The organism is Streptomyces sp. NPDC058464 (genome assembly GCF_042721035.1).
Taxonomy (GTDB): Bacteria; Actinomycetota; Actinomycetes; order Streptomycetales; family Streptomycetaceae; genus Streptomyces.
The window spans coordinates 108,815-122,644 of record NZ_JBHXMA010000035.1; the positions used below are offsets into that span (position 1 = coordinate 108,815).

The window sequence follows — 13,830 nt, forward strand, 5'->3', positions numbered from 1 at the left end:
GGCGGCACGCCCAGCGGAGCGCCTACGCGTCGGTGACAGCCGTCCGCTGCTCGCCCAGGTCGATCCGGCCGTCCGGGGTCGAGATCGTCGCCGTGACCACGTCCCCGGTGCGCAGGTAGCGCGGGTTCCTCGCCTGACTCCTGAAGAACACCTTCCATTTCACGGCCGGCGGCAGCAGCGCGCCGAGCTTCTCGACCGGCTTGGGCGGGGCCTTCAACGCCGTACCGCCCGGGGTGCCGGTCAGCAGCAGGTCGCCCGGGTCCAGGGCCTGGAAGCGGGCGAGCAGGCTCAGCGCCCGCGCCGGGCGGACGATCATGTCGGTGAGGGTGCGGTCCTGACGCAGCTCCCCGTTGACACGCAAGGTCAGCCGCAGGTCGAGGAGACGGGCGAAGTCCTCGGGCTCCAGGAGGGCGAGGTACGGCCCGGTGGGCGTGAAGGTGGGGTAGGACTTGCTCTCGTAGAACTGCGTCCTGGTGAGCTGCACGTCCCGGGCGCTCACGTCGTCGGTGACGACGAGTCCGGCGACGTACGACGGCAGGTCCCGCTCCTCCACCACGGTGCCGACGGGCAGCGCGGCGCCCATGACCAGGCCCAGTTCGACCTCGTAGTCGAGGAGGGCGACGTGCGGGGGCCGGCGGATGGCCTCGCCGGGGCCGCTGACCGAGCCGGACGCCTTGCGGAAGAAGGCGGGCGGGATGTCCCCGGTGAAGCCCGAGTCGCGGGCGTGGCTGCGGTAGTTGACCATCTGGGCGACCACCCGGCAGGGGGTGGTGACCGGTGAGAGCGCGGCCAGGTCGGCGAGGGGTGTGCCCGGCTCGCCCGAGGCCGCGGCCTCCTGGACGGCGGCGCGGTCGGCGATCAGTTCGGCGGTGGTGGCGGCCTTGGTGTGGACGGGGACGGCGCGCTCGCCGCGGACGGCCCACCAGCCGTCGGCGGTGCGCAGGACGTTGGTGCTCATGAAGTGGCTCTCTGTGAAGGGGCTCTGTGTGACGGGGCTCAGGAGTTCGCGGCCCTGAGCAGGCCGAGCAGGCGGGCGGGGTCCATCTCGTTGTCGCCGCGCAGCGCCTGGACGACCTCGCGGACCCGCCGCGGGGACGGGTTCGCACCGAGGAAGTCGCGGGTGGCGGGCGGACCCCACTGGGCGAGTCCGCTCGTGGACATCGGGGCCCAGCCGGGTTCGACGTCACTGGAGAAGAGGTCGCCGTCGGCGAAGTGCTCCAGCATGAAGCGGTCCGGGTCGCGCCAGTAGTCGAAGAGCTGGCTGCCCTGGATGTGCCGGCCGATGCCCCAGCTGCGCTTGTAGCCGCGCTCCTTGAGGTACTCGCCGCCGGCCGCGATCGAGTCCAGGTCGGTCACCTGGTAGGCGGAGTGGACGTATCCGCTGCCGGGGCCCAGGTGCATGGCGAGGGTGTGGTGGTCGGCCGGGGTGCCGCCCAGGTCGCAGCGGACGAACGCCATGACCGGGCCGCGGTGGCGCTGGCCGTCCAGGAACAGGAAGTCGGACACGATCATGCCGAGGGTGTCCAGGTACCAGTCCAGGGCCCGGCCGAACACCCGGGTCTCCAGCACCACATGACCGAGCCGCTGGATACGGGACGGCTCGCGGGGCGGGCGCTGGGTGGCGTTCCTGCGACGGTGGTCGGTGCCGGAGTTGAGGAGCAGCGGCCACTGCTCGGGGAGCGCCGGCAGCCGCTCGGCGCAGTGCACGACCCGCACCGGGAAGCCGGACGGGTCGAGCAGGTCGACCGCCCGGCCGCCGCCGGGCACGTCCGCGGCCCGTACGGCCGTCCCCGTCGCCCCGGCCAGCCGGTCCAGGTCGGCCCGCTCGGCCGCCCGGAAGGCCGGACCGATGAAGCGGCTGGTGCGGCCCTTGCGGATCACCATGCACGGCGAGCCGGCGAAGGTGCCGCGCAGCCACAGCTCGCCGTCCGTGCGGGCGGCGATGCCGAACCCGAAGTCACGGGCGAAGACCTCGGCCCGGTCCAGGTCGGGCTTCTCGAACTCCAGCCAGGCCAGGTCCGCGACCTTGATCACGGGGTTCCGGGACCGGCCCGGATGCTCGCCGTGCAGGGCGCCCTGCTCGCTGTGGAGGTCCTGATGGGCGGTTCTGACGGTTTCAGACATGGTGCCCTCCGAGCAACATCGCCGTAATGATGGAATCATCAATCATGAGATTTCCATCGTCAAGATGTCGCCCGGAGTTAACTGATGAATTCATCAGTACTGCGATCGCCATCGGCACCGGAGCTAGACTCGGCGCATGTCTACGTCAGCCCCGCCCGGCAACCGGTTCGAGCGACGCCGCGCCGAGACCCGTCAGGCGCTCGTGCGCGCGGCCCGGCGGATCCTCGCCGAGACCGGCGACACCAGCGCCAGCATCCAGGCGATCGCCGAGCAGGCCGACGTCGGCTTCGGCTCCTTCTACAACCACTTCGAGTCCAAGCCGGCGCTGTTCGAGGCGGCCGTGGCGGACGCCCTGGAGGAGTTCGGCCAGGCCTTCGACGAGCGGCTGACCGGGATCGACGACCCGGCGGAGCTGGTCGCGGCGGGTTTCCGGCTCAGCGCCCGGATGGCGGACTCGCACCCGGAGCTGATGCAGGTCCTGCGCCGCCGCGGCCTCGAGCACGTCCACAGCGAGAACGGCCTGACCAGGCGGGCGCTGCGGGACCTCCAGGTGGGCATGGCCTCCGGCCGCTTCACCGCCGTCGACCCGACCGTGGCCCTGTGCGCCCTCGGCGGCAGCCTGCTCTCCCTGGTGGAGCTGCGGTTCGCCCGCCCCGAGGTGGACGGCGACGAGGCCGCGGCGAACCTCGCCGAGATGGCCCTGCGCATGCTGGGCGTACCGCCGGACGACGCCCACGAGGTGGCCCGGCGACCGCTGCCCGACCTCGGCTGACGGCTCCGCCGACGACGCCCGGAGCCCCGGCTCAGGTGTTGGTGGCGCTCCCCGGCGCGACCTCGGCGGCGACCTCGTCGACCACGGTGTGCGCCTGCTTCTCCGGGACCCCGGCCGCGATGAGCGTGGCGACGGCCGTGCGGGTGCCGTCGTCCTCGAAGGCTCCGGCGTTGACCTCTTCCAGCAGGGCGATCGTCATGCCCTCCAGGGCGGCGCTGAGCACCGCGGACGGCAGGTGGGGATGGAAGACGCCGTCCCGCTGCCCGCGCTCCACGATGGCCGTGGCCCGGACCCGGGCCGGTTCGAGGACCTCGGCGACACGCTCCGCGCCCAGGTCCCGGTGGGCGAGGGCCAGCAGCATCCGGTAGCGGTCGCCCACCGGCCAGAGCGACAGGGAGAAACGCGCGAGGGCCCGGTCGGCCGGCTCCGCGGGCTCCGCCTCCGGCGCCAAGGCGGCCTCGAGCGCCTCGGCGGCCTCCTCGGCCAGGGCTTCCAGCAGCGCGGCCCGCCCCGGGAAGTGCCCGAAGAGCGTGCGCCGTACGACACCGGAGGCGCGGGCCAGCTCCTCCAGGGTGATGTCCGGGTTCCGGCCGAGTTCCTGGCGGGCGGTGGCCAGGATCCGCGCCCGGTTGGACCGTGCGTTGCTACGCTGCGGCACTCGGCCGACGGGCTGGGACACGGACAACCTCGATGAAGACCGGACGAACGGCGGGCGCCCTCATTCTGACACGGACGCCCCGGCGTGGAGCTTGGGTGCGGATCTCGGGTGCGGATCTCGGGTGCGGACCGGCATCCCCGACTGACAACGTTGTCGCATGACCGGCGTGCCGGAAGCCACCGGTGGCCGTGCTCGTCGTCCCACCGGTGGCGTCGTGCCGGGCTCAGGTCCGGTCGACCAGCTCGCTCAGGGTCTCGGCCAGTTCGCCCACCGACTGTTCGCGCAGCAGGTGGTGGGCCGGTACCGGGATGTTCAGGGCCGCCTCCAGGGTGCGCTGGAGGGTCAGCGCCGTGAGGGAGTCGATGCCCTGGGTGTAGAGGGGGCGGTTGCGGGCGATGCGGTGGGCCGGGGGGATGTCCAGGTGCTGGGCCAGGTTGCGGCAGAGGAACGCCTCGAAGGCGCGCCGCCGGTCGTCGCCGGCGGTCTCGCGCAGGGCGCCCAGGTTCAGCGCGGTGGTCGGTGTGGCTGACACGGTCTCATCGTCCTTTCGTCTGGCGTGGTCGTGGCTGGGAACTGCGCAGTTCGCGGGGGTCGGGGCCGGGGCGGGGACCGGCGCCGTCGGACCACACCAGCCGGAACCGCCAGCGGTGCAGCCGCCAGCCGTCCGGGGTGCGGACCGCCTCCCCCTCGCTGTAGCCGCCGATGTCGAAGCGGCCGTCCGGGTCCGGGCCGTCCTCGTGGTGCACGTGGGACGCGACGAGGTGGACGCGGATCCGGGCGGTGTCCCCCGACACCCGGATGCCGTAGTTGGCGGCCAGGTGGTGGGTGCGGGCGAAGCGGGACTTGCGGTCGTGGTGGAAGGCGGCGGCCCGCTCGCGGCCCTCGACGGCGCCGACCGGGAACTCCAGGCGGCAGTCCGGGGTGAAGACCGTGGCCGGCCAGGTGGGGTCGAAGCCGTGGTCGTCCTGGGTGTCGAGCAGGGTGATGTACCGGTCGACCAGCTCGACGACCGCCGCACGGTCGGCGAGGGCCCCGAACTCGGCACGCAGGGCGTCGAGTTCGGAGCGCAGTGCGGTGACCGTGTCGGCGCGGTCGAGGGACGGGGAGGTCATGGGGTCCGGGACTCCGATTCGGTCGGGGATGCGGGCGGGGGCGTCGGTCGGCTGGAAGTGCCGCGATGTGCCGTCGGTCGGCCGCGGCGCCGTCGTGGCTGGTCGCGCCCGCGCGGCGGCAGCCGCATATCGGATACTGCCTCGCGCCCCTGACGGGGCGCTGCCCAGGCGGGCCCGCTCACGCCGCCCGGCCGCCGGTGAGGCGCCAGCCGCGGGGGTCGCGGTGGGTCGCGAGGCGTTCCGGGCGGCGCCAGCCGGCCACCGGGCGGGGCTCCAGGGGGCAGAGGTCCACCGCGGCCAGGGCGGCGGCGCGGGCGAGCAGGACGGTGGTGAGGGCGGCGAGCTCGGCGGAGCTCGCCTGCCCCTTCACGACCCTGATGACCAGGGCGCCGTCCGTCCCCTCCGTGCCGTCCGTGCCCTCCGCGCCCCGCACGCCCTCCGTGCTCTCCGGCGCGCTCACTGCGGCGGGTTGCCGTGCTTGCGGCACGGCAGGTCGGCCTGCTTGCTGCGGAGCATCGCGAGGGCGCGGATCAGGGTGGAGCGGGTCTCGCGCGGGTCGATGACGTCGTCGATCAGACCGCGCTCGGCCGCGTAGTAGGGGTGCATCAGCTCCGCCTGGTACTCCTTGATCTTCTGCGCGCGGGTGGACTCGGGGTCGTCCGCGGCCGCGATCTCCCGGCGGAAGATGACGTTCGCCGCGCCCTCCGCGCCCATCACGGCGATCTCGTTGGACGGCCAGGCGAGGGCGAGGTCGGTGCCGATGGACCGGGAGTCCATGACGATGTACGCGCCGCCGTACGCCTTGCGCAGCACCAGGGAGATCCGCGGCACGGTGGCGTTGCAGTACGCGTAGAGCAGCTTGGCGCCGCGCCGGATGATGCCGTTGTGCTCCTGGTCCACGCCCGGCAGGAAGCCCGGCACGTCGATCAGGGTGACCAGCGGGATGTTGAAGGCGTCGCAGAACTGCACGAACCGCGCCGCCTTCTCGCTGGCGTCGATGTCCAGGACCCCGGCGAACGAGGCCGGCTGGCTGGCGACGAGGCCGACGACCTCGCCGTCCAGCCGGGACAGCGCGCACACCACGTTGGTGGCCCAGCCGGGCTGGATCTCGAAGTAGTCGCCGTCGTCGACGATCTCCTCGATGACGGTCCGGATGTCGTAGACCCGCCCGGGGTCGTCCGGGACCAGCTCCACCACCCGGTCGCTGCGGCGGTCGGCCGGGTCGGTGGTCCCCGAACGGGGCGGCAGGTCACGGTTGTTGGACGGCAGCAGCGACAGCAGGTGCCGTACGTCCTCCATGCAGCCGCGCACGTCGTCGTAGGCGAAGTGGGCCACGCCCGAGGCGCCGGTGTGGACGTCGGCGCCGCCGAGGTCGTTCTGGGTGATCTCCTCGCCGGTCACCGCCTTCACCACGTCCGGTCCGGTGATGAACATCTGGGAGATGTCCCGCACCATGAAGACGAAGTCGGTCAGGGCGGGCGAGTAGGCGGCGCCGCCCGCGCAGGGCCCGAGCATCACGCTGATCTGCGGGATCACCCCGGAGGCGCGGGTGTTGCGCTGGAAGATGCCGCCGTAGCCGGCGAGCGCCGAGACGCCCTCCTGGATCCGGGCGCCGGCGCCGTCGTTGAGCGACACCAGGGGTGCGCCCGCCGCCATGGCCATGTCCATGATCTTGTGGATCTTCTGGGCGTGGGCCTCGCCGAGGGCGCCGCCGAAGATGCGGAAGTCGTGCGCGTAGACGAAGACGGTACGGCCGTGGACCGTGCCCCAGCCGGTGATCACCCCGTCGGTGTACGGCCGCTTCTTCTCCAGGCCGAAGCCGGTGGCACGGTGCCGGCGGAGCATCTCGACCTCGTTGAACGACCCCTCGTCGAGCAGGAGTTCGATACGTTCGTACGCGGTGAGCTTGCCCTTGGCGTGCTGGCGCTCGGTGGCGAGGGGGTCGCCGTGCCGGGCGGCCTCCTTCATCAGGCCGAGCTCCTCGATGCGCTCGGCGGCGGTCCACTGGCCGCGGTGCTCGCGGTCGTGCAGGCTCGGGCGGCCGGCCCCACGGTCGGCCTCGCGATCGGCTTTCTGTTCGAGTGACATTGGCGGGTCACGCTCCCCAGTCGGATACTCGGGTGGTCACGCCCACAGGCACGGTCACGGGCACGCCCACCGTCCCGTCGGAGTCCAGGTCGACCGTCTCGCCCGCGAACAGCGCGGTCGGCGGCACCCAGCGCACGGTGACCTGTTCGGGCGCCCCGCCGCGCACCGCGACGGCCGCGTTGTGCCGGGGCCCGGACGGCAGGTCGAGCAGCGTCCAGCCGGCCGGCCTGCGGTGCGGGTCGGCGCCCAGGTAGTCGTGGCCGGGGTCGCGGGAGAGCCCGGTGCCGAGCGCCTTGAGATAGGCCTCCTTGCGGGTCCACAACCGGCCGAAGGCCGCCCGCCGTTCCCCGGCATCGTCGAGCGCGGCCAGCTCCGCCTGCTCCCCCGGGTGCAGCGCCGGGGTGCAGACCTCGACGGTCTCGGCCCGCGGCAGCCGCTCCACGTCGGCGCCGACGACCGTACGGGAGACGGCGACCACGGCCATGCCGTGGCTGTGCGCGAGGGAGAAGTGCAGCGGCGGGTCGGGGTGGGCGACCGCCGGCCGGCCGTGCGGCTCGGCGCAGCCCGGGCAGGGCTCCCGCACGAACGGCACGTCCTGCGGAGGCAGCCCCAGATAGGCGCCGAGCAGCCGGCGCAGGGCGACATGGGCGGAGGCGTACGTCACCCCGTCCGTGGGCCGGACGAAGGACGCGGTCCGCCGCCGCTCCGGCTCGCTCAGCTCGGACAGGTCGAGCAGCTCGGCCGCGGTCTCCAGGGCCGCCCGGCGGATCAGCCAGACGTCCAGCTGCCCGGCGGCGGGCGGTCCCGGCGCGGCGGCGAGGGTGGCCGTGCCGAACTCCAGGACCGGCATCCCCCCGATCACCTCGGGCTCGGCAGGTCGTGCGCGACCAGGTGGTGCTCGCTGCGGCCGGCGTGCTTGTGCGGGCTGTCCTCCGGGCCGAGCTGTCCGGCGAGGCAGTCGACCAGCTCGGCGGCGCTGTTGGCGCGCAGCAGCCGGTTGAGGTTGACGTCGACACACAGCGCGGCCTCCATCCGGCGCTGGAGTTCCAGGCCGTTGATGGACCCGATGCCGAGGCTGTTCATCGGGCGGCCCACGGTGTCGATGCTGTCCGGCGCCACCCGCAGCACCCGGGCGAGCTCGCCGCGGACGTACGCGTCGATGAGCCGGGTGCGCTCGGCGAGGCCGACGGAGGCGAGGTGCGCGAGGCTGGGCGGCACCACCTCGACGATCCGATCACGCTCGAACTCGTAGTCCAGATCGTCGAGTTCGTCGTCCAGGTCGTCGAAGACCCAGGTCTGCGTTGTCTGGTCCATGGTCATTCCCCGTGGTGGAGTGAGGAGGGTGGGGTGCGGATCAGGCCGGTGAGGCCGACGGACAGGCCCAGGAAGCCGAGGACGGCAACCAGGGTCAGCGCCGGCCGGCAGGCGGCGGCCGCGGCGGCCGGACCCGCGCCGGGCGCCGGCGCGTGGGCGGCGAGCAGGGCGGCGACGAGCGCGACCGCGAGGACCGCGGCGAGCTGGACGGCCGTCTGGTACAGGCCGCTGCCGGTGAGCCGGTCGGCGGGGGTGAGGCGGGACATCGCCTGCATGTTGAGTGCGGCGAAGGAGAGCACGAAGGCGGTGCCGACGAGCAGGAGCGTGGGGAGCATCCGGCCCGGGTAGTCCAACGGCCAGGCGTGCGGCCGTAGTTGGAGCAGGCCGCCTGCGAAGGCGCAGGCGGCGCCGGCCACGATGAGGCGGGGGGCGCCGAACGTGGCGACCAGGCGGCCGGAGGCCAGCGCGGTGAGCGCCGGAGGCGCGGCGGCCGGGAGCAGGGCGAGCGCCGTGCGGAGGGGGGACCAGCCGGCGAGGGTCTGGGTCTGGTACGTCAGGACGAACAGGAGGCCCAGGTAGGAGCCGTTGAGACAGGCGGCGCCGGCGGCGGAGCGGATCAGGGCGGGGTTGCCGCGCAGGGAGGGGGCGATGTGCAGGAGGGGGGCGGGTGAGCGGCGCTCGATCTGCCAGAAGGCCAGCAGGAGGAGGGCGGCGGTGCAGAGCGGCCCGACGGCTCTCGGGTCGCTCCAACCGTGGGTGGGGAGTTGGGTGATGCCCTGGACGAGGGCGAGGAGGGCTCCCAGGAAGGTGAGGGCGCCTGGGATGTCGTAGCGATGGGCCGTCGTTCGGGTGCGGCCCGGTGGGGGCTGGTCGCGCCCGCGCGGCGGTAGCCGCATATCCAATACGGCCCCGCGCCCCTTTGGGGCGCTCTCCGCGCCCCCTGCCGGAACGCTCAGGTCCTTTGGGGCGCCCGGCGCCTCGCCTGGTATCAGGCGCAGCCCGAACGCGAACAGCAACAACACCACCGGGGCCGGGAACGCGAAGGCCCACCGCCACGAGGTCTCGGTCAGCCAGCCGGACAGGAGCAGGCCTGCGGTGAAGCCGCCCGCGCCGAAGAGGGTGTAGACGGAGACCGCTCGGGAGCGGGGGCGGCCCTCCGGGAAGTGGCTGGTGATGATGGCCAGGCCGGTGGGGGCGGTGAGGGCCGCGCAGAAGCCCTTGAGCAGGCGGGTGGCGAGGAGCAGCCAGGGGTCGTGGGCGAGGGCGCTGAGTGCGGAGGCGGCGGCGAAGGCGAGGAGGGCCGCGAGGTAGACGCGGCGGCGGCCGAGGAGGGTGACCACGCGGGCGCCGAAGAGGAGCAGGCCGCCGAAGCCGGCGGCGAAGCCGGTCATCGCCCACTGGGTGACGGTCGGCGGCTGTCCCAGGTCCGTGCCGATGGCGGGCAGCGCCACCACCGCCACGGACACCTCCAGCGCGTCGATGAGCATGTTGCCGGCGAGGACGAGCAGCAGCCCCCACAGCCGGGGGCCGAACCGCTCGTCCGGGCCGGCGGCGACCGGTGACGGAAGGGTCCTGGTCACCGCGTCACCCCAGGAGCGTGCCGCCGCTCGCGTCGACGAAGGAGCCGGTGACCCAGCGGGCGTCGTCGGAGACGAGGAAGGCGACGACGTCGGCGACGTCCTGCGGTTCGCCGACGCGGTTGAAGGCGGACAGCGCGGACATGGCCTCGACGGCCTCGGGGATGTCGAACAGCGGGTTGCCGTTGCGGGTGATGCCCGGCGCGACGCTGTTCACGGTGATCCCGCGCGGGCCCAGCAACTTGGCGAAGTGGAGGGCCAGTTGTTCCACGGCGCCCTTGCTCATGGCGTAGGCGATCTCGTCCGGGTTGGCGAACCGGGTCAGGCCGGAGGAGATGTTCACGATCCGGCCGCCGTCGGGCATGTCGGCCAGCGCCCGCTGGATGACGAAGAACGGCGCCCTGGCGTTGACGGCGAAGATCCGGTCGAACTGCTCGGGGGTGGTGTCCTCGGCCTTGACCCCGCCCATCACCCCGGCGTTGTTGACGAGGATGTTCAGCTCGGTCTCGCCGGTGCGCTCCTTGAGCCCCGCCTCCAGGGCGAGGAACAGCTCGTGGACGTCGCCGGGCGTGCCCAGTTCGGCCCCGACGGCGAACGCCCGTCCGCCGTCCTTCTCGATCCCGGCGACCACCTCGGCGGCGGCCTCCTCGCTACTGCCGTAGTGCACGGCGACCAGGGCGCCGTCGGCGGCGAGCCGTTCGGCGGTGGCCCGGCCCATGCCCCGGCTGGCGCCGGTGACGAGGGCCGTCTTTCCGGTCAGGTTGCCCATTTTCCTTCTCCTGACAGTCGGTTGTGGTGTGTGGGAGGGGCCTGGATCAGGTGCGAACCAGCGGCCGAGGGCCTCGTGCAGGCCGTCCGCCGTGTCGCCGGCCCAGGCGACGTATCCGTCCGGCCGTACGAGCACGGCGGCGAGGCCGTCGAGGAGCCCGGCGGGGCGGGTGACGACCGTGTCGACGGACGCCGACCGGTCCCCCGCCGCCCCGGCCAGCGCCGGGTCCGTCACGAGCAGCAACCCGCGGGCGGAGCGGAGCAGTTCGGCCGTGGTCGCCCCGGAGTCGAGCCGGACGTCCGGCAGCCGCGAGCCGACCGGCGCCTCCCGGTCGTCGTCCCCGTCATCCCCGTCGTGCCCGTAGCGCACGTCGAGGCCGCTGATCGTCCCGGCGAGGTGCGCCCGGACCTTCTCGTACGCCGTGAGTTCGCCGATCACCGAGCGCAGCGGCTCCACCTCGGGCCCGCCGAGCAGCAGCCGGGCCTGGGCGCGGATGGCGGACAGGACGCGGCGGCCGACGGTGTGCCGTTCGTCGTGGTAGGTGTCAAGGAGTGCCGCCGGGGCCCGGCCGAGGACGGTGGCCGCGAGCTTCCAGCCGAGGTTCACGGCGTCCTGGAGGCCGAGGTTGAGGGCCTGGCCGCCGATCGGCATCTGCTGGTGGGCCGCGTCCCCGGCGAGCAGCACCCGGCCCGCGCGGTAGCGCTCGGCCTGCCGGGAGGCGTCGCCGAAGGAGTTCACCCACAGCGGGGTGCCGTGGCCGATGTCCTCGCCGGTGACGTCCCGCCAGGCGGTCACGATGTCGGCGAAGCGGGCCTGTGCGGTGCGCGGCGGGGTACCGAACCGGTGGACCATCACCCGGGTGACGCCGTCGCCGCGCCGGGCGGCGATGGCGAGCCCGTCCGGCAGCCGCTGGAAGCGCCGGTTCGGGATGTCGATGCCGTCGACGTCGGCGCGGATCAGCTCCCGTCCGGCGGCGTCGCCGGGGAAGGGGATGCCGGCGAGCCGTCGTACGGCGGAGTGCTCGCCGTCGCAGCCGACGACGTACCGGGCCGTGAACTCCCGCCGGTGCCCCTGGTGTTCGGTCACGACGGTCACGTGGTCCGGGTGCTGCGTGAGGGCGAAGACCTCGTGCCCGCGCAGTACGCGGGCCCCGAGGCGGTCCGCCCAGGCGCCGAGGAGCTCCTCGGTGCGGGTCTGCGGGACCTTCCACTGGCCGGGGTGGCTGCTGTCCAGGGTGAGGTCGAGGGGGAGGCCGCCGAAGTGGCCGCGGGGCTCGTCGGGCGGCGGCTCAGGGTAGGCGAAGCCGCCGGGGCCGTCCAGCAGGCCGCGCTGCCGCAGCAGTTCCATCGTCCGGGCGTGCAGGGTGGACGCCCGGGACTCCGTCGTCGGGGCGTCCAGCCGTTCCAGGACGGTCACGTCGGCGCCGCCGAGACGCAGTTCCCCGGCGAGCATCAGCCCGACGGGTCCGGCGCCGACCACCAGGACGTGCGTGTCGACCGCGTCGGCACCGGCCATCGGTCAGCGCCTCGCTTCGGCGTACGCCTTGGCGTGGTTCAGGGTGGCGCGGCTGTTGGTGCTCAGCGCGCCCTGCACGTACGCGCGGGCCTCGGCGACCCCGGCCTCCGGCCCGAGGATCCTCTCGATGTTCTCGGGGCGCAGCACGACGGTGTGCTGGGAGGAGGCGAAGGTGCCCTCGTCGGTCTCGCGGAAGGTCCAGTAGCCGGTGTGCAGGTTCATCAGGGCCGGCAGGGTGGTCTGCTTGTAGGCGATCTTCCGTCCCTCCAGGCAGACCCGGTACGACTTGGTGGTGTGCGTCGAGCCGTCCTTGGCGCGGGTGTCCATCTCCAGGGTCTGCAGGCCCGGGGTGTCCTCGGTGAGCCGGACGGTCGCCACGTGCGGCAGCCGCTCGGACCAGCGGTCGGCCTCGTTGACGAAGTCGTAGAGGTCCTTGGCGGAACCGTCGACCTGGACGGTGTCCTCGAAGGAGAAGGTCAACTCCTCCGACGCGGTGGCGAGTTCGACGTTCGCCTTCAGCGCGGCCAGCTCGGAGCGGGAGTTGCGGTCGACGGCCTCGTCGATCCAGGCGAGTCCCGCCGGGTCGTCGTCGACGGCGGTGTAGTCGTGCAGCAGCCGGACGCGCGAGGTCCCCGCGCCGGCCGGCTCGATGATCCAGGTGCCGCCCATGGTCGCGACGGGCGGGGTGGAGACGGTCTGCCGGAAGGTGATCCGCAGGCCCTCGGGGTCCAGCACCCGGCGCGAGGTCCAGTTCTTGGCCTCGCCGTTGGCGGTGGCCCAGATCCCGATCAGCTCCTCGTCGCCGGAGCGTTCCAGGTGGTCGACGTAGATGGTCGGCGGGAAGATCCGCGGCCAGTTGGCCACGTCGGCGATCAGCCGGTAGACCTCGGCGGCCGGCGCCGAGATCGTGACCTCGTGCTCGACTTCCTTCGGCTCGGACATGGGTGAACTCCTAGAGGGTGCCGGGGGTTTCAGAAGTTGCCGAGGCCGCCGCAGACGTTGAGGGCCTGCGCGGTGATGGAGGCGGCGGTGTCGGAGGCGAGGTAGCCGACCAGACCGGCGACCTCGTCCGGGGTCGAATAGCGGCCGAGCGGGATCTTCGCCGTGAACTTGTCGAGGATGGCGTCCTCGCTGGTGTCGTAGGCGGCGGCGTAACCGGCGCGCACCCGCTGCGCCATGGGCGTCTCGACGTACCCCGGGCAGACGGCGTTGACGGTGATGCCGGTGGGGGCCAGCTCGTTGCCGAGGGCCTTCGTGAACCCGACGACGCCGTGCTTGGACGCGGAGTACGGCGCCCCGAGCACGACGCCCTGCTTCCCGGCGGTGGACGCGATGTTGATGATCCGCCCCCGGCTCTTCTCGCGCATGCCGCCGGTGGTGAGGGCGGCGCGGGTGAGGCGGAAGACGCTGTTCAGGTTGGTCTCGACGACGTCGTACCAGAGCTCGTCGTCGATGTCGGCGGTCACGCCGCCGCCGGACCGCCCGGCGTTGTTGACGAGCACGTCGACGGTGCCGTACCGCTCGACGGCGGCCCGCACGAAGTTCTCGATGGACAGCGCGGACCGCACGTCGAGGACCGTCCCGTCGACGTCGAGCCCCTCTGCACGCAGTTCCTTGACGGTCCGCTCGACGTTCCCGTCGTCGCGGGAGCCGATGAAGACGCGGTGGCCCTGCCGGGCCAGCAACCGCGCCGAGGCGAGACCGATTCCGCTGGTGGCCCCGGAGACCAGGGCGACCCTCTGCTGCTGTTCGGACATGTCCGCGGATCCCTTTCAGGGCATGGGGGAGCCGCCGGCGCCCGGGCAGGGCGGGGGCCCACGGCCGGGGGGGGGTGGAGAGTGGTGGGTCAGGGGGCGGGGGCGGCGAACTCGCCGAGCTGGGGGTTTACGACGACGATCAGC

Annotated in this window: 14 protein-coding genes; 1 reads left to right on the forward strand and 13 read right to left on the reverse strand. The window is 73.3% G+C overall.

Annotated features, from left to right (window positions below):
* Window positions 1-22: 22 nt before the first annotated feature.
* Both ACFWPQ_RS37245 and ACFWPQ_RS37250 read right to left on the reverse strand, forming a co-directional pair.
* Complete coding sequence (locus tag ACFWPQ_RS37245) at window positions 23-958, reverse strand: fumarylacetoacetate hydrolase family protein (RefSeq protein WP_384044995.1); 936 nt, start codon at window positions 956-958, stop codon at window positions 23-25.
* A 38-nt stretch (window positions 959-996) separates the two neighbouring features.
* Window positions 997-2,124, reverse strand: coding sequence for a VOC family protein (locus ACFWPQ_RS37250; RefSeq protein ID WP_384044998.1), 1,128 nt, complete (start codon window positions 2,122-2,124; stop codon window positions 997-999).
* Window positions 2,125-2,260: 136 nt separating this feature from the next.
* On the opposite strand from ACFWPQ_RS37250, the gene ACFWPQ_RS37255 reads away from it, so the two are divergent.
* On the forward strand, window positions 2,261-2,896 hold the full coding sequence (locus tag ACFWPQ_RS37255; protein ID WP_384045000.1) for a TetR/AcrR family transcriptional regulator: 636 nt from the start codon (window positions 2,261-2,263) through the stop codon (window positions 2,894-2,896).
* A 31-nt stretch (window positions 2,897-2,927) separates the two neighbouring features.
* Here ACFWPQ_RS37255 and ACFWPQ_RS37260 read toward each other — a convergent pair whose 3' ends face one another.
* The 11 genes from ACFWPQ_RS37260 to fabG all read right to left on the reverse strand — a co-directional run bounded on the left by ACFWPQ_RS37260 (window position 2,928) and on the right by fabG (window position 13,686).
* Entirely contained in the window at window positions 2,928-3,575 is a 648-nt protein-coding gene (locus ACFWPQ_RS37260) for a TetR/AcrR family transcriptional regulator (RefSeq protein WP_384045003.1), read from the reverse strand.
* A gap of 202 nt (window positions 3,576-3,777) precedes the next feature.
* Window positions 3,778-4,086 (reverse strand): acyl carrier protein, encoded by a 309-nt coding sequence (locus tag ACFWPQ_RS37265; protein WP_384045006.1) that lies wholly within the window; start codon window positions 4,084-4,086, stop codon window positions 3,778-3,780.
* Between the two features lie 4 nt (window positions 4,087-4,090).
* Entirely contained in the window at window positions 4,091-4,666 is a 576-nt protein-coding gene (locus tag ACFWPQ_RS37270) for a nuclear transport factor 2 family protein (RefSeq protein WP_384045009.1), read from the reverse strand.
* A 178-nt stretch (window positions 4,667-4,844) separates the two neighbouring features.
* Window positions 4,845-5,126 carry an acyl-CoA carboxylase subunit epsilon gene (locus ACFWPQ_RS37275; protein ID WP_384045012.1) on the reverse strand — a complete coding sequence of 94 codons (282 nt, stop codon included), beginning with the start codon at window positions 5,124-5,126 and terminating at the stop codon, window positions 4,845-4,847.
* Window positions 5,123-6,634: an acyl-CoA carboxylase subunit beta gene (locus tag ACFWPQ_RS37280; RefSeq protein ID WP_384045040.1), complete on the reverse strand. Its 1,512-nt coding sequence runs from the start codon at window positions 6,632-6,634 to the stop codon at window positions 5,123-5,125. The genes ACFWPQ_RS37275 and ACFWPQ_RS37280 overlap by 4 nt, the downstream gene beginning before the upstream one ends.
* Before the next feature lie 127 nt (window positions 6,635-6,761).
* Complete coding sequence (locus tag ACFWPQ_RS37285) at window positions 6,762-7,604, reverse strand: 4'-phosphopantetheinyl transferase family protein (protein WP_384045014.1); 843 nt, start codon at window positions 7,602-7,604, stop codon at window positions 6,762-6,764.
* A gap of 8 nt (window positions 7,605-7,612) precedes the next feature.
* Window positions 7,613-8,068: an acyl carrier protein gene (locus ACFWPQ_RS37290; RefSeq protein WP_384045017.1), complete on the reverse strand. Its 456-nt coding sequence runs from the start codon at window positions 8,066-8,068 to the stop codon at window positions 7,613-7,615.
* A gap of 2 nt (window positions 8,069-8,070) precedes the next feature.
* Window positions 8,071-9,648 (reverse strand): MFS transporter, encoded by a 1,578-nt coding sequence (locus ACFWPQ_RS37295; RefSeq protein WP_384045020.1) that lies wholly within the window; start codon window positions 9,646-9,648, stop codon window positions 8,071-8,073.
* A 4-nt stretch (window positions 9,649-9,652) separates the two neighbouring features.
* Window positions 9,653-11,929 (reverse strand): SDR family oxidoreductase, encoded by a 2,277-nt coding sequence (locus ACFWPQ_RS37300; RefSeq protein ID WP_384045023.1) that lies wholly within the window; start codon window positions 11,927-11,929, stop codon window positions 9,653-9,655.
* 3 nt (window positions 11,930-11,932) lie between these two features.
* A complete protein-coding gene (locus tag ACFWPQ_RS37305; protein WP_384045026.1) occupies window positions 11,933-12,871 on the reverse strand; it encodes an aromatase/cyclase in 939 nt (312 codons plus the stop codon).
* 29 nt (window positions 12,872-12,900) lie between these two features.
* Window positions 12,901-13,686 carry a 3-oxoacyl-ACP reductase FabG gene (fabG, locus tag ACFWPQ_RS37310; RefSeq protein WP_384045028.1) on the reverse strand — a complete coding sequence of 262 codons (786 nt, stop codon included), beginning with the start codon at window positions 13,684-13,686 and terminating at the stop codon, window positions 12,901-12,903.
* Between the last annotated feature and the right edge of the window lie 144 nt (window positions 13,687-13,830).

What these genes read in the sequence shown, in the direction of transcription:
- ACFWPQ_RS37255 (WP_384045000.1), top strand. Translation starts at nt 2,261, where the DNA reads ATGTCTACGTCAGCCCCGCCCGGCAACCGGTTCGAGCGACGCCGCGCC.
- ACFWPQ_RS37305 (WP_384045026.1), bottom strand. Translation starts at nt 12,871, where the DNA reads ATGTCCGAGCCGAAGGAAGTCGAGCACGAGGTCACGATCTCGGCGCCG.
- ACFWPQ_RS37280 (WP_384045040.1), bottom strand. Translation starts at nt 6,634, where the DNA reads ATGAAGGAGGCCGCCCGGCACGGCGACCCCCTCGCCACCGAGCGCCAG.
- ACFWPQ_RS37290 (WP_384045017.1), bottom strand. Translation starts at nt 8,068, where the DNA reads ATGGACCAGACAACGCAGACCTGGGTCTTCGACGACCTGGACGACGAA.
- ACFWPQ_RS37300 (WP_384045023.1), bottom strand. Translation starts at nt 11,929, where the DNA reads ATGGCCGGTGCCGACGCGGTCGACACGCACGTCCTGGTGGTCGGCGCC.
- ACFWPQ_RS37270 (WP_384045009.1), bottom strand. Translation starts at nt 4,666, where the DNA reads ATGACCTCCCCGTCCCTCGACCGCGCCGACACGGTCACCGCACTGCGC.
- fabG (WP_384045028.1), bottom strand. Translation starts at nt 13,686, where the DNA reads ATGTCCGAACAGCAGCAGAGGGTCGCCCTGGTCTCCGGGGCCACCAGC.
- ACFWPQ_RS37250 (WP_384044998.1), bottom strand. Translation starts at nt 2,124, where the DNA reads ATGTCTGAAACCGTCAGAACCGCCCATCAGGACCTCCACAGCGAGCAG.
- ACFWPQ_RS37245 (WP_384044995.1), bottom strand. Translation starts at nt 958, where the DNA reads ATGAGCACCAACGTCCTGCGCACCGCCGACGGCTGGTGGGCCGTCCGC.
- ACFWPQ_RS37285 (WP_384045014.1), bottom strand. Translation starts at nt 7,604, where the DNA reads ATGCCGGTCCTGGAGTTCGGCACGGCCACCCTCGCCGCCGCGCCGGGA.